This window comes from Mucilaginibacter sp. Mucisp73 (genome assembly GCF_059491465.1).
Window position 1 is genome coordinate 4,857,491 of the sequence record NZ_CP168507.1, and the last position, 23,258, is coordinate 4,880,748.

Here is a 23,258-nt window from a genome sequence, read left to right on the forward strand (position 1 = left end):
GCAAAGCAGTTAATACCCCAAATTGACACAATGAGAGGTAATGATGTAGTGTTAAAGCTCGATGAGAAACTCGGTGAGATTCTTGTCATGCTCCAGATTTAGCTTTTTACGCAGCCGGTAACGACGAATTTCGACCCCGCGCAAAGAGATGTTGAGCAGTGACGCTATCTCCTTGCTATTCATATTCATGCGCAGGTACGCGCATAGCTTAAGGTCATTTGGCACCAGGTCGGGGTGACCGGCTTTTAGTTTTTTAAAGAAGTTTTCGTGCGCTTCGTTAAAACTGGTTTCAAATATGTTCCAGTCACGCTCGTCGCTCATACCTTCATCAATCACTTTCTGGATGCGGCGCAATTGTTCGTCGGCCAGCTTTTTACCATCTTCTCCTTTGAGGTGAGTTAGCTCGTCGCTTATCTTTTGCAGCAGCTCATTTTTGTAAACTATGTTCATGGCCGAATTTGCGAGTTCACGGCTTTTACTGGCCAGGTCGGCTTGCAGCTGCTCGTTCTTTATATTGATGATGTGCTGCTCATTTGCAATAGCTTCCTGCTTCAAAAATTCTTCCTTCTCTTTCTGCAGCTTTTGTTGAATCTGCTGCTGATGTTTTTTCAATTTAAGCCCGTAGTAATACCTGATCACATAAAATAGCAATACAGCCAGCAACACATAAAACACCAGCGCTATTTTTCCGGCATACCATGGCGGCAATACTGTAAAAGTTATTGTTGAGACAGCAGATTGGTACTGATCATTCACCTTAGCCCTCACCTTAAAACTATAGGTACCCTGGTTAAGGTTGGTAAACTCTTTTTGGCTTTGCGGCGTCCATTCGCTCCATTGATGCGAATAGCCTTCCAGATAATACTGAAACCTTATTTTGGCTTGCGTATAATAGGGCAAAGAATAACTTATGCGAATGTTGTTTTCGGCGTAAGGAACCTCAATATTGTTACTCTGTTCTGCTGCTTCAGTTATCAACGATACCTTATCGGTAACATTCTCTATCCTCCTGATCAAAACATCAGGTATTTTGATCCTATTGGGCAGTTGAGCATCTGCATCGTTTAATATCACAAACCCGTCATCAACACTTATCAAATAGGTTGAGTTGTTGATACGGTTAATGGTTTCATAATGCTGTACCATCTGTCCGTTCAGGATAGAAAACCTGTTGGTATCGATGGTTAGCTTCCCGGTAACAGACATATCGGCCAAACCAACCCTGCCCTGGTTAATGAACCAGTATTTTTTACCTATAGCCTTAATGATCTTACTTGAGGTGGCAAATGTGCCCAGTTTGCTGTTAAGCTGCTGATATTTATAAAACCTGTCGGTAATATCGTCATACACATAAAAACCCAAATCTGACGAGAAAACCGTGCGGTTATCGAGATCAAATACATTAATGTTGTAACTACCCGGCAAACCATGTTTTTGGTCGTAATAAACGTGCGATACCACAGTGCGCTGATCGGCGCTCAAAGTGAGCTTATAAATACCCTTATAAGCATGGCTTACCCAAATTTGACCTTTGGCATCACGTTCAACATAGCGTGAAGGCTCACTGAAACCGGCTAATTTATGGCTGAATTGCCAATTGCCCGCGGCATCTTTCCGGTAGATCACCAAGCCGGTATAAGTGCCCTGCATGAGCATATCGGGGGCCATTTTCTTAATAGTCCATCCGCCCGTCACATCCGAGATCTTTTTTATGGAAGCTCCGTTTACCTGGTAAGTTCCGTCGTTATGGCCGCAAAGCAACCTGTTATCCTGTAACGACAAATCCCACACCTGCCCCTGCGAACCGGGAATCAGTTTAAAGTCGAATGTTTGAAAGGGGCTGTTATGATTATCGGGCAGCCAATCGCTATAAAACAGCCCCTGGTTAGTGCCGAGATAGATCTTTTTATCAAAAATGATACTTGAATAAACCGTACCGAATTTGCCGGTTTTGTCGAAATAAAAATACAAAGGCGAGTTAACCTCAATTCTATCGATACCATTATCCAGTCCGGCCCAAAGGTTTTGGCTGGCATCAGTATAAAGGCTTAACACCGTATTGTTTTGCATACCGCTGGCTTTATTGATATGCTGCACTACACGCCCGGCAGTATCAACTATCACAATACCATTCAGGATAGTACCATAGGCGAAATACTTATCGGCGATGGCCGCGCCATTATTCAGCTGGTAGGTTTTTAAAAAATCATTTGCCTGGCTCACCCATGGCTTAACCGTTTTACCATCGTAGATAAATAAACCATTTTTTGCCGTACCAATGAGATATTTACCCTGTTGAAATGGCAAAATAGATAACACACCACTTGCGCCTAAAATATTGCTGCCTTCAATATATTCAGTCTTTGAACCTTTAAGCTCAAAAAGCCCTTTTGTTAATTGCTCTACAAAAAAGCGGCTGCCACATTTAAAAAGGAACAAATACGGCTCATGTGTTTTTACCACTTCAATTTTACCAGCCGAATAAATATAGATAGCACCAAATGATTGGAAAAGCACCCTGTTGTTATCGCAATATATTTTCCAGATCTCTTCGGTTACCGGTAAAAAGTTTTTCGGTACCAGGCTAATCAGCGAGGTGTATTTTAAAATGCCCTTACCATCGTTATGCCAATAGCCAAATTCACCATATCCGCCGGCATACACCCTGCCCCTGCCATCAGCACTAACTGAGCGTACAATTAAGCCGTTGGGCATGTGGTACTGCTGCCAGTATTTACCATCAAAGGTGAGCAGGCCTTCGGCATTACCAAAGTACATGATATCGTGCTCATCGCGCGTTACCGACCAGTTTTGGTTACCAAACTGGTAAAGGGCCTTTGTATAATTTTGCACATACGGAACACCTACGCTCTTAATATCTACCGACCACGCGGGCCAAACCGATATAAAAGCAAGAACGATAATAATACACAAGGTTTTACGCATAGGATGTAGCGGCTCAATTTGCTAAAGTAGTGTTTGTACCCGACAAAATAAAAAAGCCTACCCTTGAGGGTAAGCCTTATATAATTAATTGTGCCACAGCTGTTATGCTATTGGCTGCAGTTTGTTTTTACTCACATTTACCGGTTGAGGTACTTTTACATAATACCCGGTACCATCATAAACCCGTTTGCGTGGATGAGACTTACATTCTTCGCTGCAGCAGCCGTCCATAGCGGTTCCGCATTCATCACACTGGGTAAAATGTTCGTTGCACTCGGGGTTGGCGCAATTGATCATTTTTGGTGTGGTTTTGCCGCAATTGAAGCAGGTTGAAATAACAACAGGGTTAACGCTGTTCACATCAACCGAAAGGCGGTTATCAAACACATAGCATTTACCTTCAAAATCCTCGCCGCCCGCTTCTTTACCATATTTAATGATGCCGCCATGCAACTGGTACACTTCGGGGAAACCTTCGTGCAACAACAAGGCCGATGCTTTTTCGCATTTGATGCCACCGGTGCAATAAGTCAGGATCTTTTTATCCTTGTACTTGGCCAGCTCATTGATCATTGCCGGAAAATCACGGAAGTTTTCAATATCAAGGGTTACCGCATTTTTGAACTTGCCTAACGAGTGTTCATAGTTTGAGCGCACATCCAAAACAACAACATCGTCCCTGTCTTTCATAGCCAAAAACTCTTTTGGCTCCAGGTGTTTGCCGGTTTTTTGTTTCGGGTCGATGACATTAGGGTCACGGAGACCTGAGTGCACAATTTCTGACTTATAACGCACATGCATTTTTACAAAGGATGGCGTATCTACTTCATCAATTTTAAAGTCGATACCGGCAAAACGTTCGTCGGCATGTACGGTATCCATATAGGTTTTGCAAGCTTCGGCAGTACCTGATACTGTACCGTTAAGCCCTTCATCGGCCACAATAATGCGCCCGGTTAAACCTAAGCTTTTACAAAATTTTAAATGATCGGCAGCAAATTGCTCCGCATTGGCTATTGTCGAATAACAATAGTATAGTAGGGTATTATACATTTTCATAAAATCATTGATACTGCTGCAAACAGTGTTAAATGAGCGGCGCAAAGATACGAACTTTGTTCGTAGTCCGAAAGTCTGAAGTCAGAAAGTCCGTAAGTAAGAAGTCAACCATTAAATCAAGAGCAAAACTTTCGGACTTAAGCGGACTTTCCGACTTCCGGACTCCCCTACCTTATCCCGTAAAAGATCCTGAAGCCCTGGATGTATTTTTTATCGCCGGCGTAGGAGATACCGTAGTCAACACGGAAAATTAGGCGCTGTACGCCTACGTAAAACTCGCGGTAATTGCGGTTATTTTTCGTGGTGAGGTAGTTGGCGCCGATAATTTCTTCAAGCTTCCACTTTCTTAACAACGGGATATGATTAAATAGTGAACCTGCAAAATTATGCTGGTAATGTGCTTCTAAAAATGCGCCGTTGGTACTGTAGGTATAAAACGGCAGGAAGTGAAAGCTGCCCACATAGGTAGGGTCGAAAGTGGTGCCCTGGTTACCTAAAAAGTGGTTATAATCCATGTAGTACAGGTTGTTGTTATTAAAAAAGCCTCCGCCCGATACTTTAAATGATGAATAGCCCGAAAGGCCTACGCGGATATGGTCCTGCGAGAGATCGACAGAAGCAAAATCGTAATCTACATCCGAGCCAATGATATTTTTAAACCCTTTACGGTAGTTTACCGTTAAGGTTGGATATTTTGAAGGCAGGTTGAACTTGCCGGTGGGCCGGGTCTCGTACCGCTGATCAAAAGTAAAAGTAGCCGACGCGTTAAATACAAGCGCCTGATTGTCAGGAAACAAAAAGGAATGGTCATCAGCCGGAGTACCCGGAGGGGCTAATGGATTATTTGATGTAAACTGGCGATCCTTAATATCCTTTATCTTGCTAAAAGACGTATTGTAAAGCTGCGAGCGGCTTGAATACGACAAACCTCCTTTTAAAAACACGCCGTTTAACACTTCGCGCTGATAGCCGAAATCGCCATAATGGCTTCGGTAATATTTAACATAGTTATTTTCGCTCAGAAGCGTACTCAGCGTGTTGAAATATAACGAACGCGTGCCTACATTGTTAAGATCAAGCACATCGCTGCCAAAATCAGCATAAAACTTAGCGTTATGGAAAGGATCGTTCTTATACTCAAAACCTATGTTGGCGCTGAAGATTTTGTTAGAGAAACCATAACGCAAGGCGGGTGTAATTGTCAATGAATGAAAATCATCAATGGTACGGATATAGCTTACCTTTGCATTAATGCCAAAGCCCTCAACCGTATTGTAGTAAAAGGTTTGTATAAATGGGAATATGTATAATGAATCCCTGTTGCTTTTATTGCTGGCGGCATAACCAAAAATCAGGTAACCCGGGTAATTAATATGATTTTTATGATGCTGAAGCGAATCCAGGTAGGCATCCGTCTTTTTATATTCTTCAAAGGCATCCTTTTTTTTGTAATCACGATCCTCAAAAGCGGTTAAAGGTATGGGCCTTGCATCGGCCCAGTAGCCCGGCTTTTTACTATTAGCTACCGTATCAATTTTCAGGATCTCACCGGTAAAAAAGTTATCAGGAAATGTCGGGTTGATTTTGTAGTTATTATAAACAGCGGCGTAATATCCGCCAAATTTAAATCCGAAAACGGCCCCTTTAAAACTGTATTGGGTTGATGCAGGCATCCATACGCTATCGGTTATGGCTACGTATTGCTGCCTGATCTTTAAAGTATCAACCAGGTTGAGGTTGCTCGTTTTATTTTCAACAAACAGGTCAACGCTGTAAATGCGCCAGTCGCCGTCAACAATATAAATATCGCCCTGAAAATACTGACCATGCCCGCGTTTCGGAATCACCTGGATTTTGTGGATGGTATGGCCATTTTCAACTGAGGTTCCAAGCAATTTGTAATTATAAAACCTGGGACCATATGAAGCAACCGGAGAAACAAAGCCACGGGTAGCTAACCCGTTTATAGTAAATACATTCTGGTAAAAATTAGCCTGTAGATCAGATGCCTTTTTGTAGCCAAATGCTGTATTCTGGCCAGCCATCCGGTTGGCGATAGTAATCTCCCGTACCTTGTTGGGCTTTTGAAAATTGTATTCAGATATTGATTCGGACTGGTAGAGTATCCCTCTACCGTTTGTATCCAAATCGAGCGTTTTCCTTACCTCCTGGCCCAACAATGATTTAGGTACGCTCAGTAATTTTTGTACACCTTTGATATAAACAGCGCAGGAGTATGAAGCGGCCTCCTCAATATAGTATTTGCGTTTTTTCAGCACTTGCTTCATGATGGTATCGGCAGCATCCCGGTTTTTACGATAGGTTTCGGCTACCCTGTTGGTGGCAAATACTTCATCGGCCATTTGTACATTATGTTCCTGGTCCTGATCTGTTATGGTGACCTGCTCTATCTTTTCAGTATATCCAACATAGCGATATATGACATTATAGGTACCGGGAGCAAGTTTAAACTGGTAAATTCCGTTTTCGTTGGCGGTAGTACCATAGGTGGAATTACGGATATAAATAGAAACAAAAGGAATTGCCTGTCCATCCTTATCGGTTATTTTTCCTGTCAAAAGCGATTGCTGCGCGGAGGCCGTTATTACGCTTAAAGCAATGGCCAATAGTAGTATATATTTTCTCATATGTTACTTATGCGTAATACTTTAGAGCTTAAAAATGTTTTATTATCTACTTAATAATTATTTAAGGTTTAATAAACCTTATCAAATGCCCGCGAATGCTTAATTTTGCCCTCTTTAAAACACGCATGCTATGTACAACACACTAAAGCCGGTTTTACAACAGGAGTTAACCGAAATTGAAAACGCCGGTTTATACAAAAAGGAACGGATCATTACTTCGCCCCAGGGCGCCGATATTACTGTTCAGGGCGGTGCCGAAGTAATTAACTTTTGCGCCAATAACTACCTCGGCCTATCGGGTAATGCCAAAGTGGTACAGGCCGCCAAAGATGCAATGGATACGCATGGTTACGGCTTATCGTCTGTACGGTTTATATGTGGTACACAGGACATACACAAAGAGCTTGAAAAAAAGATAGCTGAATTTTTGGGCACTGAAGATACCATTCTGTATGCGGCAGCGTTTGACGCCAACGGCGGTGTGTTTGAACCGTTATTTAATGATCAGGATGCCATAATTTCTGACGAACTGAACCATGCTTCGATCATTGACGGTGTGCGCCTTTGCAAGGCCCAGCGCTACCGTTACAAGCACGATGATATGACCGACCTGGAAGAAAAATTAAAAGCTACGCAGGAACTGCGTCATCGAATCATCGTTACCGATGGCGCTTTCAGCATGGACGGCACCATTGCCCAGTTAGATAAGATCTGCGATCTGGCCGATAAGTACAACGCGCTGGTCATGATCGATGAGAGCCATTGCTCGGGCTTTATGGGTAAAAACGGCCGCGGTACGCATGAGCACCATAACGTTATGGGCAGGATTGATATCATCACCGGTACATTAGGTAAGGCTTTGGGTGGCGCATCGGGTGGTTTTACATCTGGTCGTAAAGAAATTATTGATATGCTACGTCAGCGCTCGCGCCCGTATTTGTTCTCAAATACTTTGGCACCAGCAATTACCGGTGCTTCAATTGCGGTACTGGATATGTTAAGCGAAACCACAGAGCTTCGCGACAAACTGGAAAGCAATACGCAATACTTCCGTCAAAAAATGACCGAAGCTGGTTTTGACATTAAACCCGGCGTGCATCCTATAGTCCCGGTTATGTTATATGATGCCAAGCTGGCCCAGGAATTTGCAGCCAAAATGCTTGATGAAGGCATTTATGTAATCGGTTTTTACTACCCGGTAGTACCGCAGGGTAAAGCGAGGATCAGGGTACAGATCTCGGCAGCGCATGATATGCACCACCTTGATAAAGCTATCGCAGCGTTTACTAAGGTGGGTAAGGAACTGGGAGTGCTTAAATAACACGCGTAGTTTTTTTATATTTGTAGATATAATTCCTTTTTATGGAAAGTACAAAGTTAACTTTGAGTGTCAAGGCCGATTCGCTGTCTCTTGTTAAGGAGTATGCAAAACGGCAACACACCAGTGTATCCAAACTGGTGCAGGAGTTTCTTGATGGCATAGCAGAGCAGGAAAAAAAGGACGATCCGATAAAAGAGAAGTATAAAAATGTGGAAATACCTGAATGGATCAAACAACTTACAGGTATAGTGAAGGATCCTAATCCGGATATGAGCTACCATGATATGAAAAACGAATATTTCAAAGAGAAATATGGCATATAAACGCCTCTTTCTGGATAGCGATGTTTTACTGGACATGTTTTTGAAAAGGGAACCTTTTTTCTTTCACACTCAAATACTGCTAATTGAGTGCATAAAAAGAAATATCGAATTGCGAACTTCCTCATTGGTGATAGCAAACATAGTTTACGTGTTGAGGAAACAGATTGGGGTATTGAAAGCCAAGCAGAATTTAAAGAATCTGTTTAATTCTGCAAAAGTGTTGCCTTTCGAATTCGATGCAATAGAAACAGCAATATTAAGTGATATCACAGATTTTGAAGATGCCATTCAATTTCACATTGCCCAAAAAGATAATTGCGACGCCATCATCACCCGAAATATAAAAGACTATAAAAACTCAACAATACCGGTTTTAACAGCCGAACAATTTTTAAATACATTATAATGCAAGCTCAGATAGACCAATATACCGCCGAGATCAATGCTTTTTCGCCAGCTAATGCTGATGAACTGGAAGCGTTCCGTATTAAATTTTTAGGCACCAAGGGTATTATTAAAGACCTTTTTGAGCAGTTTAAAAGTGTTAGCCCGGAAGAAAAACGCACTTTCGGTAAAGTACTTAACGAGTTTAAACAACTGGCCGAGGCTAAGTATAACGAGCTGAAGGAAAACATTGGCTCAGGAGCTCAAAGTAAAGGCAACGATCGTGATCTTACTTTACCCGGCGATGGTTTTACTGTTGGCTCGCGGCATCCGTTATCATTGGTTCGTAACGAGATCATCGACATTTTTAAGCGCTTAGGTTTCGTTGTTGCCGAAGGTCCGGAAATTGAAGACGACTGGCACAACTTCTCGGCCCTGAACTTTCCGGATGAACACCCGGCACGTGATATGCAGGATACTTTCTTTATTAAAAAGAATAACGGTAAAGATGATATTGCGCTGCGTACCCACACCTCATCGGTACAGGTACGGATGATGGAAGCCGGCAAACCACCGTTCCGTGCAATTATGCCGGGCAGGGTTTACCGTAACGAGGCTATTTCGGCCCGCGCGCATTGCTTCTTCCACCAGGTTGAAGGTTTATATGTTGATGAGAATGTATCTTTCTCTGATCTGAAACAAACCCTTTACCACTTTGTACAGGAGCTTTATGGCGAAGGTACAAGGGTACGTTTCCGTCCGTCATACTTCCCGTTCACGGAGCCATCAGCCGAGATGGATATTTCGTGTACCATTTGCGGTGGTGCCGGTTGTAACATGTGTAAGCACAGTGGTTGGGTAGAGATTTTAGGCTGCGGCATGGTTGACCCTAACGTTTTGGAAAACTGCGGTATCGACAGTAAAAAATATACAGGCTTTGCCTTTGGGATGGGCATGGAGCGTATTGCCAATCTTAAATATGTGATCCGCGACCTGCGCCTGTTTTCAGAAAACGACGTACGTTTCCTCAAACAGTTCCAAACTGAAATGTTATGAGGAAACTCACTATAATATTATTGGTAGTTATCGGTTGCTTTTCGTGCGGAAAAGCAACCGATAATGTACCGAGCGTACCTGTTAATTTCCAGGCCGCATTGGGCACACCGGCATTGAGCCCCCTTAACGTTGCGGGCGGCGCGGTGGCCATTAATGGTTATGGTGTGTCCGGATTGATCATTTACCGTAAAGTGAACGGCACTTATGCAGCCTACGACCGGTGTAGCAGTTATCAGCCCGAAAAAAAATGCGCCGTAACAATTGACAATACAGGCTTTACGGTAACCGATCCCTGCAGCGGTTCAAAGTTTAGCCTGGAAGATGGCACACCGGTAAAAGCCCCGGCAACAAAGGCATTAAGAACCTACAGGGTAGCTGTTACCCAGTTTGAAATTCAAGTAACTAATTAATGGAAGCCGACAAAATAAAAGATAGTATTAAGCGGGCGGCACAGGAACTTTTCCGCAAATTCGGGTACCATAAAACCAGTGTTAATGAGATTGCCAAAAAGGCAAAAATTGCCAAGGCAACCATATATAAATACTTCGACAGCAAAGAGGCCATATTACACGTTTTGCTGATGGACTACATCAAAGCCAGCGTTGATGACCTGGTACAAAGCAATTGGAACGATATTGATGAAGAAGTTTATCTCAATAACCTCATCATGAAAACCTGCCGCCTCTCCTATACTGTTTGTAATGAGTTTATCGGCTGGGATTTCATCCGTGAATCAACCAATTCCCAGGATTTTTTAAAGAACCTTTCTAACGAACTTGAGGAACTACTGATGGCTTCGTTTATCCAGTTGCCAGGCATCCGCAAGCACGAAACTTACCAGCAACGCCTGCGCTTCCTGATCAAGTGCAGTAAAAGCATTGTGTTCAGTTTCGCCTTTACCTCGGTAAGCGATTCGGATGTGCGGAAAAATTTTGTTTCTTTTCAGAAAGAGATTTTGCCTTATTTGGTTAAGGCTGCGGTTTCGGTGTAAGAATACCTTTCAATTAAAAACTACCTAAAGGAAGACCTACTTATTGCCGTTGATTTTAGTCAACGGATTAAAGGAGTAGACAGCCGGGCTTCAGCCCAAATCCAAGCTGTATTTCGGCTAAAGCTTTCTGTCTTTCGGCAATAATTCCGTCGACTAAAGTCACGGCAATGATTTTATTTGATAGCTATCTGACCGGCCTTCAAACAGTTTTTAACTATTTGAGTAAAAATTTCCATTATTTACTTTGAAATACAAAGTACTTTACATTATATTTGTCATAGGCTTAAACAAAGAGCCCTTTCTTTTTAATTATAAACTTTGAAATACAAAGTACTTTATATCTAAACAATCATGATAGAGGAACAATCACCAAAACAAACAACATTGGGCTGGCTCAGGGAGTCGGCAACATTTAAATTGATCTTTATCGGGCTATTGGCGCTTTTACTCTTAATTCCATCAGTCTTCGTCCAAAACCTGGTAACCGAACGTGCAGTCAGGCAAAATGAAACGGCCAAAGAGGTATCAGATAGCTGGTCGGCCAGCCAGATCATCAAAGGCCCGATATTGGTTATCCCTTATAAAAAAGGATTAAATATGACCGATACCGCTAAGCAGACGCCTATAGAAAACCTGTACATTTTGCCCGACAACCTTCACATTAAGGCAGGCCTTACAACACAGCTTAGGCACCGGGGCATTTTTGACGTGGCGGTGTACAATACGCAGGTAAAAGTAAGCGGTAATTTTGCCAGGCTTGATCTCTCCTCACTCGGTATAAATATAAACCAGCTTCTTTTAAGCAAAGCCAGGTTTGAATTTAGTGTGAGCGACCTGAAAGGTTTGAAAAGCAACCCGGTTATAAAAACAACTCAACCCATACTTGGCGCCCAACCTTCATTTGAATCCGTATTTGGCAATGGTTTGCAAGCCGGTGTTGATCTTTCAGCAATAAACAATAACGAAATTCCATTTGATTTCACGCTTGATTTGAAAGGCAGTGAAGGATTAAGCTTTTTACAAATGGGTAAAACTACCGATGTGCGGGTAAATGGCAACTGGAGCAGCCCGAGCTTTGATGGCAATTTCCTCCCCGATGATGCTAAAGTTGATACCGGCAGCTTTAGCGCCAGCTGGCGTATGATGTATTACAACCGGCCATTCCCTCAACAGTGGACCGGTCAGCAAAAAACGTTGGATAACGACAAAAAACTGGAAGAGGCCACTTTTGGTGTAAAACTTCGTCTCCCGGTTGACCAGTACCAGAAAACCATGCGTACCAGTAAGTATGCGATATTCATTATCCTGCTCACCTTTATCTCCTTGTTTTTAACCGAGGTTATCCGCAAGCAACCGATACATATGTTCAATTACATACTGATTGGTGCGGCTATGGTTATTTACTACACACTGCTATTATCGTTTTCAGAGCAGGTTGGCTACAACATGGCTTATCTTATTGCTTCTGTGTCAACCATAGCACTTATATCCGTATTTATATCATCCCTGCTCAAAAACGGCAAGGCGGCGTTACTGTTCGCCTTTATTTTGGCTGTCTTTTATGCCTTCATCTTTGTCATCATTCAACTGGAAGATCTTGCCTTAATGGTTGGCAGTATCGCATTGTTTATTATAATAGCTGTACTAATGTATTTTTCGCGCAAGATAAACTGGGATAAAAATTAAGCATTGCATATACCAATCAGCAAAGGTTTCAGAAATCTTTGCTGATTATAAATTAAACCTTATACCGATTTGGTTTTTAGTTTAAAAATTACTATGTTAGCATAGTAATTTTTTATTTTATGAGCCGCGAACTAACAGAACTTTCCGACCTGATTGATGAGCAATTTGAGATAGAAGATATTACCGTTGACGATAATATGGTTAACTATCTGCTAAGTTTATTTGCTTAGAGATCCTGCTTAAGATCGTAACGTCTTTTAAAGGCGACCGGCTTTCTTTTGTCCCTCCTCTCCCATTTTCAGGATTAAATAAATAGGGTTAACTTTGCAGCCTGATGAGTAAAGCTAACAAACCAAAGTTTTTTGAAAACGTACAGATCATTGACATTGCCGAAGAAGGCAAAGGCGTAGGCAAAGCCGATGACTTTGTACTTTTTGTAGATAAGGCCGTGCCCGGCGACATTGCCGATGTACAGGTATACCGTAGTAAGAAAAACTTCGGCGAAGGCAAGATCACCGAATTAAAACAAGCTTCTGAATACCGAACGCAAGCTTTTTGCGAGCATTTCGGCACCTGTGGTGGCTGCAAATGGCAACACATGACCTACGAGGCCCAGCTTAAATTTAAACAAAAGTCAGTTGTAGATGCCTTAAGTCGCCTGGCTAAGATCAACGTTGAAGGTATCATGCCTATCGTGCCTTCGCCGGCCGACAGATATTACCGCAACAAGCTTGAATTTACCTTCTCCAACAAACGCTGGCTTTACGATGGCGAAAACAAAGAAGACGGCACGTTAAATATGAACGCCCTGGGTTTCCACATTCCGGGCAGGTTTGATAAAATATTAGATGTAAACCATTGCTATCTGCAGGCCGAGCCCTCCAACAGTCTGCGTAACGAGATCCGTGATTTTACCATTCAACAGGGTTATACGTATTACGATCTGCGTAACCACAGCGGTATGCTCCGCAATTTGGTTGTACGTACCTCATCAACCGGCGAGATCATGGTGATTGTAGTTTTTGCATACGCAGAGCAAAGCGAGATCGATAACCTGATGAGCCATATTGACGCCCGTTTCCCGGAAATAACTTCATTGTTATATATCGTAAACCAGAAAAAGAACGATACTATTTTTGACCAGGATGTTGTAGCCTTTAAAGGCCCCGAATATATCCACGAGGAAATGAATGGCATCAAGTTCCGTATAGGGCCTAAGTCATTTTACCAGACCAACTCCATCCAGGCACTTCGTCTGTATGAAATAACCCGCGATTTTGCGGGTTTTAAAGGCGATGAACTGGTTTATGACCTTTACACGGGCGCCGGCACCATTGCCAACTTTGTTGCCGGTCACGTGCGCGAGGTTGTTGGTGTTGAGTATGTACCTACTGCCATTGAAGATGCTAAGGTAAATTCGGCCATTAACAATATCACCAACACCAAGTTTTATGCGGGTGATATGAAAGATGTATTGGTGGCCGATTTCGTAGCTGAGCATGGCAAGCCGGATGTGATCATTACCGACCCGCCACGTGCAGGCATGCACCCTGATGTAGTAGCCCGCCTCATGGAAATTGAAGCCCCTAAAATTGTTTACGTAAGCTGCAATGCCGCCACCCAGGCCCGTGACCTGCTGGTGCTAAAAGAAAAATATGATACGGTTAAAATTCAGCCTGTAGATATGTTTCCGCATACGCAACACGTGGAGAATGTGGTGTTACTTGTTTTGAGAGATTAGTTTTTCTTAGCGTATGGTTCATTGTTGATAGTTCATAGCTATGATGTTTAAGAATCGGTACGATCACAAAAACAAATCGGTGTAATCATCTAATAATCGGTGTAATCCCAAAAAAATCAACGAAATCAGCGTAATCAAAAAAATCAACGGTCATGAACCCTGAAGAACTGCTTAACGAAGGAAATGAACGCAACAAACCGGCGGCTGATAGTCCGCTGATAAGTTTGGAGCGTGACCTGAAATATTTTAACGACTCCATTAAAGAGATAGCCGAAGAGATCATTAACGAAGGACTCTCTTCCTACCCTATTTTCATAGCTCATCAGCACGAACTTAGTTTAGGCGAATTAATCCTTGATCGTCATGATTTAAACTCGGAATGGAGCATTCATGCTTCTACATTGGAAGAATTTGTAGAACGAGACGTTATAAAGCCTGTACTGAAAGAACGCTTTATTAACAGCTACAAAGATCCGTACCAATTTATGTGCGTATTTGTAGTGGTTCCCGAAGGCGCAAACTTTGTGTTTTTCCCTTACGCTAAGTAAGTTTTATTTATATAAATTTGAGACGTGCGGCCCCTTCTCCCGAAGACGCAATATGGAATGGACTATTTTAGTTGAATCCTGCTTCCGCATAAAAGCTCCTTTAAAAAGAGCAATAAATAATGCTGATAAAAATGCCTGAAAAAAAGCTTCTCATATTAAATAAGCAACAGATCCAGCAAAAGCTCGACAGGATGGCCTACCAGATACTGGAGGACAACTTTGACGAGGATGAAATATTGATAGCCGGTATCCTGCCGCGTGGCAACCACATTGCCGAGCGCCTGAAAACCATCCTCGATGGCATTGCGCCTTTCAAAAGCCGCCTGCTTACTATCGAACTTGAAAAACAAAGCAGCAGCTTAAGCGCCAATATTGATTTTGAGGTAGAAGAATGCAGTAATAAAGTGGTGATACTGGTTGATGATGTGCTGAACAGCGGTAAAACCCTTGCTTACGGCTTTGGTGTATTTTTGGATGTTCCGCTGAAAAAGCTCCGTACCGCGGTATTGGTTGACCGCAATCATAAAAGTTTCCCTATCACTACGGATTTTGCCGGTGTAGCCCTTTCAACCGTTATCAAAGAGCATGTTGATGTAGTGCTTGATGAAGAAGATGGCGAAGAGGATGCGGTTTATTTGAGGTAGGATGAATTCTGTCTTATTCAACTGGTTTTTATTCAATAAATCATTTTATAGAGATCGTCATTGCTGTAAGAAATACGAAGCAATCCGGCATAAGCAGAGCAGCAACACAAAGGTTATGACACTTTCCTCTTCTTGGTTTTTATAATTTAAAAATGGCAGAAAAGATTAATTATACAAGAGACTGGTGGGAAAATTTATCTGAAGCTGAAAAACGGCATATTGATGCAGGTATAGCCGATGCCGAAAATGGCAGAACTGTTTCTGCAGAAGAGTTCTGGGATAAATTAAAAGGACAAAATGAAGATTTATATTCTTAATTTTGGGCGTTCCTTCGGCCGGGCTTTGCACTCATACTGCACAGGCATTAGCCACTTGGCCGGTATCCGTTTCAATCCCTAACGCAAAAAGAAGGCTCTTTAAATACTCGCCCCCAACGCCTCTTCCAGCTTCTCAACCGACATATCAATCCCTTCAACAATATTTGTTGCCTGCAGGTAGAAACCTTCACGCTCGGCCAGTTTGCCGGTGATAAATTCTACCAGTTCATCGCCTTTTTTCCCTTGCAATACCGGACGAATGGTTTTGCTGTTCTCCAACCTGTCGGCCAGGGTTTTGGGAGATAGTTTTATGTAGAGAGTTTTACCGTTGGCATTCATCCAATCCATGTTATCAAAAAAACAAGGCAATCCTCCACCGGTTGATACCACCGTATTTTCGGCATATTCAGTTTCTTTCAATACCTGCGATTCCAGTTTACGGAATGCATCTTCGCCAAATGAGGAAAAATATTCGGCTATGCTCATGCCTGCTTTGGCTTCGAGCACATGATCCAGATCAATAAATTCGTAGCCCCATTTGGCGGCAAGTTTGCGGCTCCAGGTTGTTTTGCCACATCCCATAAAGCCCACAATAAAATATTTCATAAAAATTCCTTCAGCTTAATTTTACCCGAGGGTCAATCCAAACATAGATAACATCCACCAGTATACTGATCACCACAAATATAAACGCGATAAACAATATAGAGCCCATCACCACCGGAAAATCCGACATTTCCAAAGCATCAACAGTAGCTTTGCCTAATCCGTTATAACCAAAAATGTATTCCACAAAAAACGAACCTGCCAGCAACGATGCAAACCAGTTGGCAATGGCGGTAATTACCGGGTTCATGGCATTTTTAAGCGCGTGACGATAAATGATCGTCCGATTGCTTAATCCTTTAGCTTTTGCAGTTCGGATATAATCCTGCCCCAAAACATCGAGCATGGCGTTACGGGTAAGCTGTACAATAATGGCCAGCGGCCTCAAGCCCAAAGTAATTACCGGCAGTACAAGGTTTTTCAGTGTGATCACTTCCCCTTTAAAAGGATCATAGCTATACAAACTGCCCGACATGTTTAAATGCGTGTAATTACTCAGCACAAAACCAAAGATCCAGGCAATAATGATCCCTGCAAAAAAAGAGGGCGCAGAAATGCCCAGTGTTGAAAAACTAATAGCCAGCTTATCAATCCAGGTATCTTTGTTCACCGCGCTTGCCACGCCCAAAAAAACACCGATAATGATAGCGAAGATCATAGCAGCCGCGGCAAGCACCAGTGTATTCGGGATCACTTCCATCAATAATGAAGCTACATCTTTACGGGTTTGGTATGAACGCCTTAAATAAGGCCATTTCAACGCCAGCACTTTGCTTTTGCTCACCGGGAATAGTTTTACATAGCCGTAGCGCTGTTGCTCGTCAGCCGTATTAAGATGGATACCTAATGGGGAAAGATCATTCAGATAATAGGCAAATTGCACCGGTACTGGTTTATCCAGCCCAAACTCTTTGCGTACGGCCTGAAGCGATTGTACGTCGGCACGCTGCCCTTGGGTCATACGGGCCGGGTCGACAGGTAAAATATTGAACAGAAAAAAAACAACAAACACTACCCCCAGCATTACTGCCAGCCCATATAGTAATTTGCGGAGCAGATAAGGGATCATTTGGTTATTTCTGTAAGTATTCCTTTACTATGTCTTCGTATTTAGGCACCGAATGATAATGCCACTTATTAATAACGGTGCCATTCTTAATTAACAAAACGCCCGGATTGGAACGCACCATTGATTTCAGCGGAACACCATCTGCATAAAAAATTTCGCTGATCAGTTTATGTTCTTTGGCAAACGCTTTGGCATCGGCTGCGGAATTTGAGGTGAGCAGTACAGTACGGATATTATAATTATCGGTTAAATTGATTGCCAATGCGTTGAGACGGTTGATCGCATCTTTATCTGTTTCGCTCAAATCATAGGCTACAATGAACAGGCTATAAAAAGGGCTCGAAAGTAATTCTTTGGTATAATCGTTCCGCTGTTCATCCTGGATAGCCAGGTCACGAATTTTAGGCTCATATCCCTTTTCCACCAGGCGGTTTTCCGGGTCACCAACAACTTCCCAACTGGCGTCCTTCCAGATATTACTTTTAAGATATTCCTTATCGTTCATTACCTTGGTAGCGCCAGTCTTTTTGTTTTTGAGGTGATAGGTAAGTTCAAACTCGTCAAGAGGCGCACCGGGCGGAATCTTCATTTCATCGGGTAGGTTAGCACCTATTTTATATGGCAAAAAATCAATGACCGGCGAAAAGTTGTAGGTGTATACGCCGATGCCAACCGAAACTACGGCAGCGCAGATCAGCCACTTATCGCCAACCTTCGCGCTAAATAATGGCTTAATTTCTTTGCGCTTTACAAACAATACCAGCACCAAAGCAAGCAAAACCATATCCTTACTAAAAGACTGCCATGGTGTTAAGGGAATGGCATCGCCAAAGCAGCCGCAGGTTTGCACCACTTTAAAAAAAGCCGAATAAAATGTAAGGAAGCCAAAAAAGATGATCAGCAATAACAATCCCCAGGCAACTTTAACAGCGCGGGCACCAATGAGCAAAGCGAAACCCAGCAACATTTCAAGCGCGCATAACACAATAGCCATCGTAAGCGCAAGCCCATTGAGGAAAGTCATATGAAAAACCTCAAAATACTCAACCAGCTTATACGAAAAGCCCAGCGGATCATTGGCTTTGATCGCTCCCGAAAATATAAACAATAAGCCCACCAATAAGCGTGGGATCCATATTACAGCGCTATTTGATGATGTATTTTTCATAAGCTTTATTTGCCCAGATGTATATTAAGCTTGATCAGCGCGAAAACGGCATAGTTCAGCATATCCTGGTAATTGGCTTTTACACCTTCTGAAGCTTCTGTAAGGCCCTGATTATCTTCTATCTGTTTTACGCGGAGCAGTTTCATCAGTATCAGATCTGTCAATGAACTTATGCGCATATCGCGCCATGCTTCGCCGTAATCATGATTTTTGGCAAACATCAGCTCTTTGGTTTCATTCACCTTCTCGTCAAACATCTGGCTCACATGATCAGGGTTAAGCTCGGTCGACATTTCGGGGCCGCATTCCAGCTGCATCATGGCTATCACACAATAGTTAACAATGCCGATGTATTCGCCGGTGATATCATCGCCCACTTTTGAAATTTTTTTCTCTTCTAAAGTGCGGATTCGCTGGGCCTTGATAAAAATCTGATCGGTAATGGATTGCGGACGGAGGATACGCCATGCGGTGCCGTAGTCGCGGGTCTTTTTCATGAAAAGGCCTTTACATATATTAATTACGCCTTCGTATTCTGCTGCTGTATTAGTCAAAAGATGCTATGTTTTGTTTGTTGTAACGTTGTAAAGCTTAAATGTTGGAAGGTTTTGAAGCCTGCGCCTGTAAAGTTAGTTAACTTTGCCGTATTATAACTTTGCAACACTTAACTAACCGTGACTAAAAATACATTTTTCCGTAAAAAAGTTACACTTAATGCCGGGGGCCGATTGATTGATCTTTCATCGCCAAAAGTGATGGGCATTATCAATATTACACCCGATTCGTTTTTTGCCGATAGCCGCAAACCCGGCGTTGATGAAGCCTTAAAACAAGCAGAAAAAATGCTGACCGATGGTGCAACGTTTTTAGACATTGGCGCGTATTCATCACGCCCCGGAGCGGTTGATATTTCGGCACAGGAAGAAACGGACAGGTTATTGCCTATTGTTGAAGCTATTGCCGCCGCATTTCCAGAAGCTGTTATGTCGATAGATACTTTTCGCGCGGGCGTTGCCGAAGCTGCCATTAAAGGGGGCGCACATATTATCAACGATATTTCGGGAGGTACGCTTGATGCTGATATGTTTAATACCGTTGCCCGGCTAAATGTGCCTTATATTTTGATGCACATGAAAGGCACCCCGCAAACCATGAACCAACTGGCCGAATATGATGATGTATTCAGCGAAGTGTTCGATTATTTTATCTCGAAATACAGCGAATTAAAACGCCTTGGGGTACATGACGTGATCCTCGACCCGGGCTTTGGCTTTGCCAAAAAAGCGGAGCATAGCTATGAACTGATGAGCCGGATGAATGAATTTAATATGTTGGGTTTACCGGTGCTTACTGGTATCTCCCGTAAAAGGATGATCTACGGTTTACTGGGGAATACGGCGGAAGAGGCGTTGAATGGTACTACAGCTTTAAATACTATTGCATTGACGAAAGGTACCAATATTTTGAGGGTACATGATGTGAAAGAGGCCGTGGAGGCGGTGAAGATTTGGGAGGCTTGCCAGATTTGAGCTACGGCGGCCGGGAGGCCGCTTGATAGTTTGGCACTCGGTAGGAGTAGAGCGCCGGCGCCTTTTGTTTATTCCCCAACATACACCACGCTGACGCTCGGCTCCTGCCGAGTGTCGACTATTTCGCGGCCTCCCGGCCGCAGTAACCAAAACAAAAGGTCACTCATCAACCTTAAACACAGAATCAGGATTAGCGCTACTATACACATATGCTATCGGATCATTAACGATCATCGCTTCAACCGGGTTATTATGGATATACTCTGCCTTCTGGTCAAATACTTTGGCAGTTATTAGTTCAGTAGGATGCATGGTCTTTTGCCAAAATTGATATTCGCTGTTTTGTTGAGTGCTGTTCGCGAAGTACCTGAACATGTAAAGCAGCCATTCTTTTCTGCTTTCCGTATAGCTATTAGTTATCAATGCTATAATACGCTTAGCTGTATAACTTTTGAGGTCTCTTATAATTTGCGGAAGTTTTGCTTCCTCCCATTCAATAATCAAATGAATATGGCTACTCATTATACAATAAGCATACACCTTTAAGCCCTTGTTTTTTCTGCAAAATTCCAGGTTATTTAAAAACTCTTCGCAATATTCAGACCGGGTGAAAATATCTATCCAGCCAACTATCGTGAGGGTTACGAAAAACGGGCGATCTGTATTGGCTTTTCTGAATTCTGATATGATTTAGGTTTGATTTTAGGCTTTGACTACGGCCGCCAGAGGCCGCTTGATAGTCGATACTCGGCTGGAGCCGAGCATCAGCGTGTTTTTTTTATATATTTTTTTATTATTCCGCCACCGCTCGGCTCCAGCCGAGTGGTAACTATCCCCAGGCCTCCGGCCTGCTACTCACTATAACAACTTTATATTTTTCTTGCTTCTTAATTCTTAAAGTCCTGATTCTGAAAAGCCCCCTCCATCATTTTCAAAATAGCGTCCACATATTCCCTGTCATTAGCCAGGCGTGGTACCTTATGCTGACCGCCCAATTTTCCTTTTTCTCTCATCCAGTTAAAGAAAGTACCATCAGGTGCGCGGCGTACTATCGGGCGGCGCAGTGCAAGGTCTTTAAAACGCTTGGCATCGTAGTCTGAATTGATGCGGCGCAGGGTTTCATCCAACAGGTCAACAAAACGTTCAAACTCGGCCGGCTTCTTTTCAAACTCAATGATCCACTCATGGGCACCGCATTCATCGCCGTTAAAATATACGGGAGCAGCGGTGTATTCCCTGATAATGGCGCCGGTTTGTGTACAAGCCTCTTCCAAAGCGCGCTCGGCATTGTCAATGATCACTTCTTCGCCAAAAGCATTAATAAAATGTTTTGTACGACCGGTGATCTGGATCCTGAATGGCGAAAGCGACGAAAACTTAATGGTATCCCCTATCATGTAGCGCCACAGGCCTGCATTGGTTGATATGATGAGCGCGTAGTTTTTGTTCAGTTCCACCTCATCAAGAGTAAGCGTTTCAGGGTTTTCATCGTGAAGGTTTTCGATCGGTAAAAACTCGTAAAAAACACCGTAATCAAGCATCAGCAGCATATCGCCGGGCTCTTTGGTATCCTGTATACCAAAAAAACCTTCAGATGCATTATAGTTTTCGAGGTAATACATATCCTCATGAGGGATCAGCTTTTTAAACTGCTCGCGGTAAGGTGTAAAATTCACCGCGCCATGGAAATACATTTCCAGGTTGGGCCAAATTTCAAGCAGGTTATTTTTGCCGGTGATCTCCAGGATGCGTTTAAATAACACCAGGTTCCAGGTGGGTACGCCGCTGATACTGGTAACATTAACATCCTTGGTAGCATGGGCTATCTTCTCAATTTTTTCCTCAAAGTTTTCGAGCAGGGCGATGTCTAAATGCGGTGTACGGTGAAATTCGGCCCACATGGGCAGGTTTTTCATGATCACCGCCGAAAGATCTCCAAAGGAAGTATCCGGACTTAACTGACTGATCTGGTGACTGCCCCCAAGTGTTAGGATCTTCCCCGTAAACATACGGGCGTTAGGCTGATTATTGAAATAAATGGTAAGTAGGTCCTTACCGCCTTTAAAGTGGCATTCTTCCAACGCTTCTTCACTTACCGGGATAAATTTGCTCCTGTCGCTGGTAGTACCTGATGATTTGGCAAACCAACGGATCTCTGAAGGCCACAGCACATTTTTTTCACCTTTAAGCATCCGCTCAATGTAAGGCTTTAACGTATCGTAATTTTGTATAGGCACCCGTTCCTTGAACTGGTTCAGGTTTTCGATACTTTTATATTGGTATTTTTTTCCCCACTCTGTATTTTCGGCAACCGATACCAGTTGCTCAAACCATTCTTCCTGCACTTCATTAGGGTACTTCATAAAAAGCTCTATCTGGTGGATACGCTTTTTCATGAACCAGGTAAATACGGAGTTAAAGAGGGTCATAGGGTTATTATTGAGGAAAAACCTTTCGTTTAAGCACAAAGTTTGCCCCAAGATACACTTTCCTCACCATTTCATTCTCAGCCAATACCTCGGGCACGCCTGATTCTAATATTTTACCTTCAAAAAGCAGGTATGCGCGGTCGGTAATCGACAGCGTTTCCTGCACGTTGTGGTCGGTTATTAATATACCGATGTTGCGGGTACGCAGTTTGGCCACCATCGCCTGGATCTCCTCTACCGCGATCGGGTCAACCCCGGCAAAAGGCTCATCCAACAGGATAAAGTTTGGCTCGGCAGCAAGCGCGCGGGCTATTTCTGTACGGCGGCGCTCACCACCCGATAGCAGGTCGCCCCGGTTTTTACGCACTTTGTGCAAGCTAAACTCATCGATCAGTTCTTCCAGCTTATCTTTTTGCTTTTCTTTAGACATATCGCCCATTTCCAGCACGGCCTTGATGTTATCCTCAACCGAAAGCTTCCTGAATACCGACGCTTCCTGCGCCAGGTAGCCTATGCCCTTTTGGGCACGGCGGTACATGGGGTCCTGGGTTATGTTTTCATTATCCAGGTGAATAGTGCCTTCGTTAGGTTTTATCAAACCTACTATCATATAAAATGATGTGGTTTTACCCGCGCCGTTAGGCCCAAGTAAACCAACAATTTCGCCCTGTGCCACATCAAAAGACACGTCGTTAACAACGGTACGCTGCTTGTATTTCTTAACTAAATTATCTGCTCTTAGTATCATTTTTTGTCTGAACCATGATTTATGGGACTCATGGATTACCCTGAT

Annotated in this window: 22 protein-coding genes; 12 read left to right on the plus strand and 10 right to left on the minus strand. The window is 43.1% G+C overall.

Annotation, left to right across the window (positions count from 1 at the left end; genetic code table 11):
- Positions 1-51: 51 nt before the first annotated feature.
- From ACEN82_RS19960 to ACEN82_RS19970, 3 genes are all read right to left on the minus strand, one after another.
- A complete protein-coding gene (locus ACEN82_RS19960) occupies positions 52-2,946 on the minus strand; it encodes a triple tyrosine motif-containing protein (RefSeq protein WP_413320713.1) in 2,895 nt (964 codons plus the stop codon).
- Positions 2,947-3,048: 102 nt separating this feature from the next.
- Positions 3,049-4,005 carry an oxygen-dependent tRNA uridine(34) hydroxylase TrhO gene (gene trhO / locus ACEN82_RS19965; protein WP_413320715.1) on the minus strand — a complete coding sequence of 319 codons (957 nt, stop codon included), beginning with the start codon at positions 4,003-4,005 and terminating at the stop codon, positions 3,049-3,051.
- Between the two features lie 167 nt (positions 4,006-4,172).
- Entirely contained in the window at positions 4,173-6,653 is a 2,481-nt protein-coding gene (locus ACEN82_RS19970; protein WP_413320717.1) for a DUF5686 and carboxypeptidase regulatory-like domain-containing protein, read from the minus strand.
- A 130-nt stretch (positions 6,654-6,783) separates the two neighbouring features.
- On the opposite strand from ACEN82_RS19970, the gene kbl reads away from it, so the two are divergent.
- From kbl to ACEN82_RS20025, 11 genes are all read left to right on the plus strand, one after another.
- A complete protein-coding gene (gene kbl / locus ACEN82_RS19975; RefSeq protein ID WP_413320718.1) occupies positions 6,784-7,974 on the plus strand; it encodes a glycine C-acetyltransferase in 1,191 nt (396 codons plus the stop codon).
- A gap of 41 nt (positions 7,975-8,015) precedes the next feature.
- Positions 8,016-8,297, plus strand: a complete 282-nt coding sequence (locus tag ACEN82_RS19980) for a DUF6364 family protein (protein WP_413320720.1) — start codon at positions 8,016-8,018, stop codon at positions 8,295-8,297.
- Positions 8,287-8,703 carry a type II toxin-antitoxin system VapC family toxin gene (locus ACEN82_RS19985; RefSeq protein WP_413320722.1) on the plus strand — a complete coding sequence of 139 codons (417 nt, stop codon included), beginning with the start codon at positions 8,287-8,289 and terminating at the stop codon, positions 8,701-8,703. The genes ACEN82_RS19980 and ACEN82_RS19985 overlap by 11 nt, the downstream gene beginning before the upstream one ends.
- The gene (gene pheS / locus ACEN82_RS19990) at positions 8,703-9,737 is read left to right on the plus strand and encodes a phenylalanine--tRNA ligase subunit alpha (RefSeq protein WP_413320724.1); all 1,035 of its coding nucleotides are present in this window, start codon (positions 8,703-8,705) and stop codon (positions 9,735-9,737) included. Before ACEN82_RS19985 ends, pheS begins: the two co-directional genes overlap by 1 nt.
- Positions 9,734-10,147 carry a Rieske (2Fe-2S) protein gene (locus ACEN82_RS19995; RefSeq protein ID WP_091172165.1) on the plus strand — a complete coding sequence of 138 codons (414 nt, stop codon included), beginning with the start codon at positions 9,734-9,736 and terminating at the stop codon, positions 10,145-10,147. Before pheS ends, ACEN82_RS19995 begins: the two co-directional genes overlap by 4 nt.
- Positions 10,147-10,728 (plus strand): TetR/AcrR family transcriptional regulator, encoded by a 582-nt coding sequence (locus ACEN82_RS20000; protein ID WP_274986816.1) that lies wholly within the window; start codon positions 10,147-10,149, stop codon positions 10,726-10,728. Before ACEN82_RS19995 ends, ACEN82_RS20000 begins: the two co-directional genes overlap by 1 nt.
- Before the next feature lie 351 nt (positions 10,729-11,079).
- Positions 11,080-12,414, plus strand: a complete 1,335-nt coding sequence (creD, locus tag ACEN82_RS20005; RefSeq protein WP_413320726.1) for a cell envelope integrity protein CreD — start codon at positions 11,080-11,082, stop codon at positions 12,412-12,414.
- 334 nt (positions 12,415-12,748) lie between these two features.
- A complete protein-coding gene (gene rlmD, locus ACEN82_RS20010; RefSeq protein WP_413320728.1) occupies positions 12,749-14,155 on the plus strand; it encodes a 23S rRNA (uracil(1939)-C(5))-methyltransferase RlmD in 1,407 nt (468 codons plus the stop codon).
- A gap of 152 nt (positions 14,156-14,307) precedes the next feature.
- A complete protein-coding gene (locus tag ACEN82_RS20015) occupies positions 14,308-14,703 on the plus strand; it encodes a hypothetical protein (RefSeq protein ID WP_373615002.1) in 396 nt (131 codons plus the stop codon).
- 131 nt (positions 14,704-14,834) lie between these two features.
- On the plus strand, positions 14,835-15,347 hold the full coding sequence (locus ACEN82_RS20020) for a phosphoribosyltransferase family protein (protein ID WP_090534299.1): 513 nt from the start codon (positions 14,835-14,837) through the stop codon (positions 15,345-15,347).
- 152 nt (positions 15,348-15,499) lie between these two features.
- On the plus strand, positions 15,500-15,664 hold the full coding sequence (locus tag ACEN82_RS20025; protein WP_188834612.1) for a hypothetical protein: 165 nt from the start codon (positions 15,500-15,502) through the stop codon (positions 15,662-15,664).
- A 99-nt stretch (positions 15,665-15,763) separates the two neighbouring features.
- Here ACEN82_RS20025 and ACEN82_RS20030 read toward each other — a convergent pair whose 3' ends face one another.
- The 4 genes from ACEN82_RS20030 to ACEN82_RS20045 are packed head-to-tail and all read right to left on the minus strand — an operon-like array spanning position 15,764 to position 19,004.
- The gene (locus ACEN82_RS20030; RefSeq protein WP_188834613.1) at positions 15,764-16,270 is read right to left on the minus strand and encodes a shikimate kinase; all 507 of its coding nucleotides are present in this window, start codon (positions 16,268-16,270) and stop codon (positions 15,764-15,766) included.
- A 10-nt stretch (positions 16,271-16,280) separates the two neighbouring features.
- A complete protein-coding gene (locus ACEN82_RS20035; protein WP_413320731.1) occupies positions 16,281-17,339 on the minus strand; it encodes an ABC transporter permease in 1,059 nt (352 codons plus the stop codon).
- 4 nt (positions 17,340-17,343) lie between these two features.
- Entirely contained in the window at positions 17,344-18,507 is a 1,164-nt protein-coding gene (locus ACEN82_RS20040; RefSeq protein WP_413320733.1) for a BT_3928 family protein, read from the minus strand.
- A gap of 5 nt (positions 18,508-18,512) precedes the next feature.
- Complete coding sequence (locus ACEN82_RS20045; protein ID WP_090534301.1) at positions 18,513-19,004, minus strand: DUF1599 domain-containing protein; 492 nt, start codon at positions 19,002-19,004, stop codon at positions 18,513-18,515.
- A 177-nt stretch (positions 19,005-19,181) separates the two neighbouring features.
- On the opposite strand from ACEN82_RS20045, the gene folP reads away from it, so the two are divergent.
- Positions 19,182-20,036 carry a dihydropteroate synthase gene (gene folP, locus ACEN82_RS20050; RefSeq protein ID WP_413320735.1) on the plus strand — a complete coding sequence of 285 codons (855 nt, stop codon included), beginning with the start codon at positions 19,182-19,184 and terminating at the stop codon, positions 20,034-20,036.
- 159 nt (positions 20,037-20,195) lie between these two features.
- Here folP and ACEN82_RS20055 read toward each other — a convergent pair whose 3' ends face one another.
- The 3 genes from ACEN82_RS20055 to lptB form a co-directional block, all read right to left on the minus strand.
- The gene (locus ACEN82_RS20055; RefSeq protein WP_308421711.1) at positions 20,196-20,726 is read right to left on the minus strand and encodes an REP-associated tyrosine transposase; all 531 of its coding nucleotides are present in this window, start codon (positions 20,724-20,726) and stop codon (positions 20,196-20,198) included.
- Positions 20,727-20,923: 197 nt separating this feature from the next.
- The gene (locus ACEN82_RS20060) at positions 20,924-22,465 is read right to left on the minus strand and encodes a GH3 auxin-responsive promoter family protein (RefSeq protein WP_354486474.1); all 1,542 of its coding nucleotides are present in this window, start codon (positions 22,463-22,465) and stop codon (positions 20,924-20,926) included.
- A gap of 7 nt (positions 22,466-22,472) precedes the next feature.
- Complete coding sequence (lptB, locus tag ACEN82_RS20065) at positions 22,473-23,213, minus strand: LPS export ABC transporter ATP-binding protein (protein ID WP_090534174.1); 741 nt, start codon at positions 23,211-23,213, stop codon at positions 22,473-22,475.
- Positions 23,214-23,258: the final 45 nt, after the last annotated feature.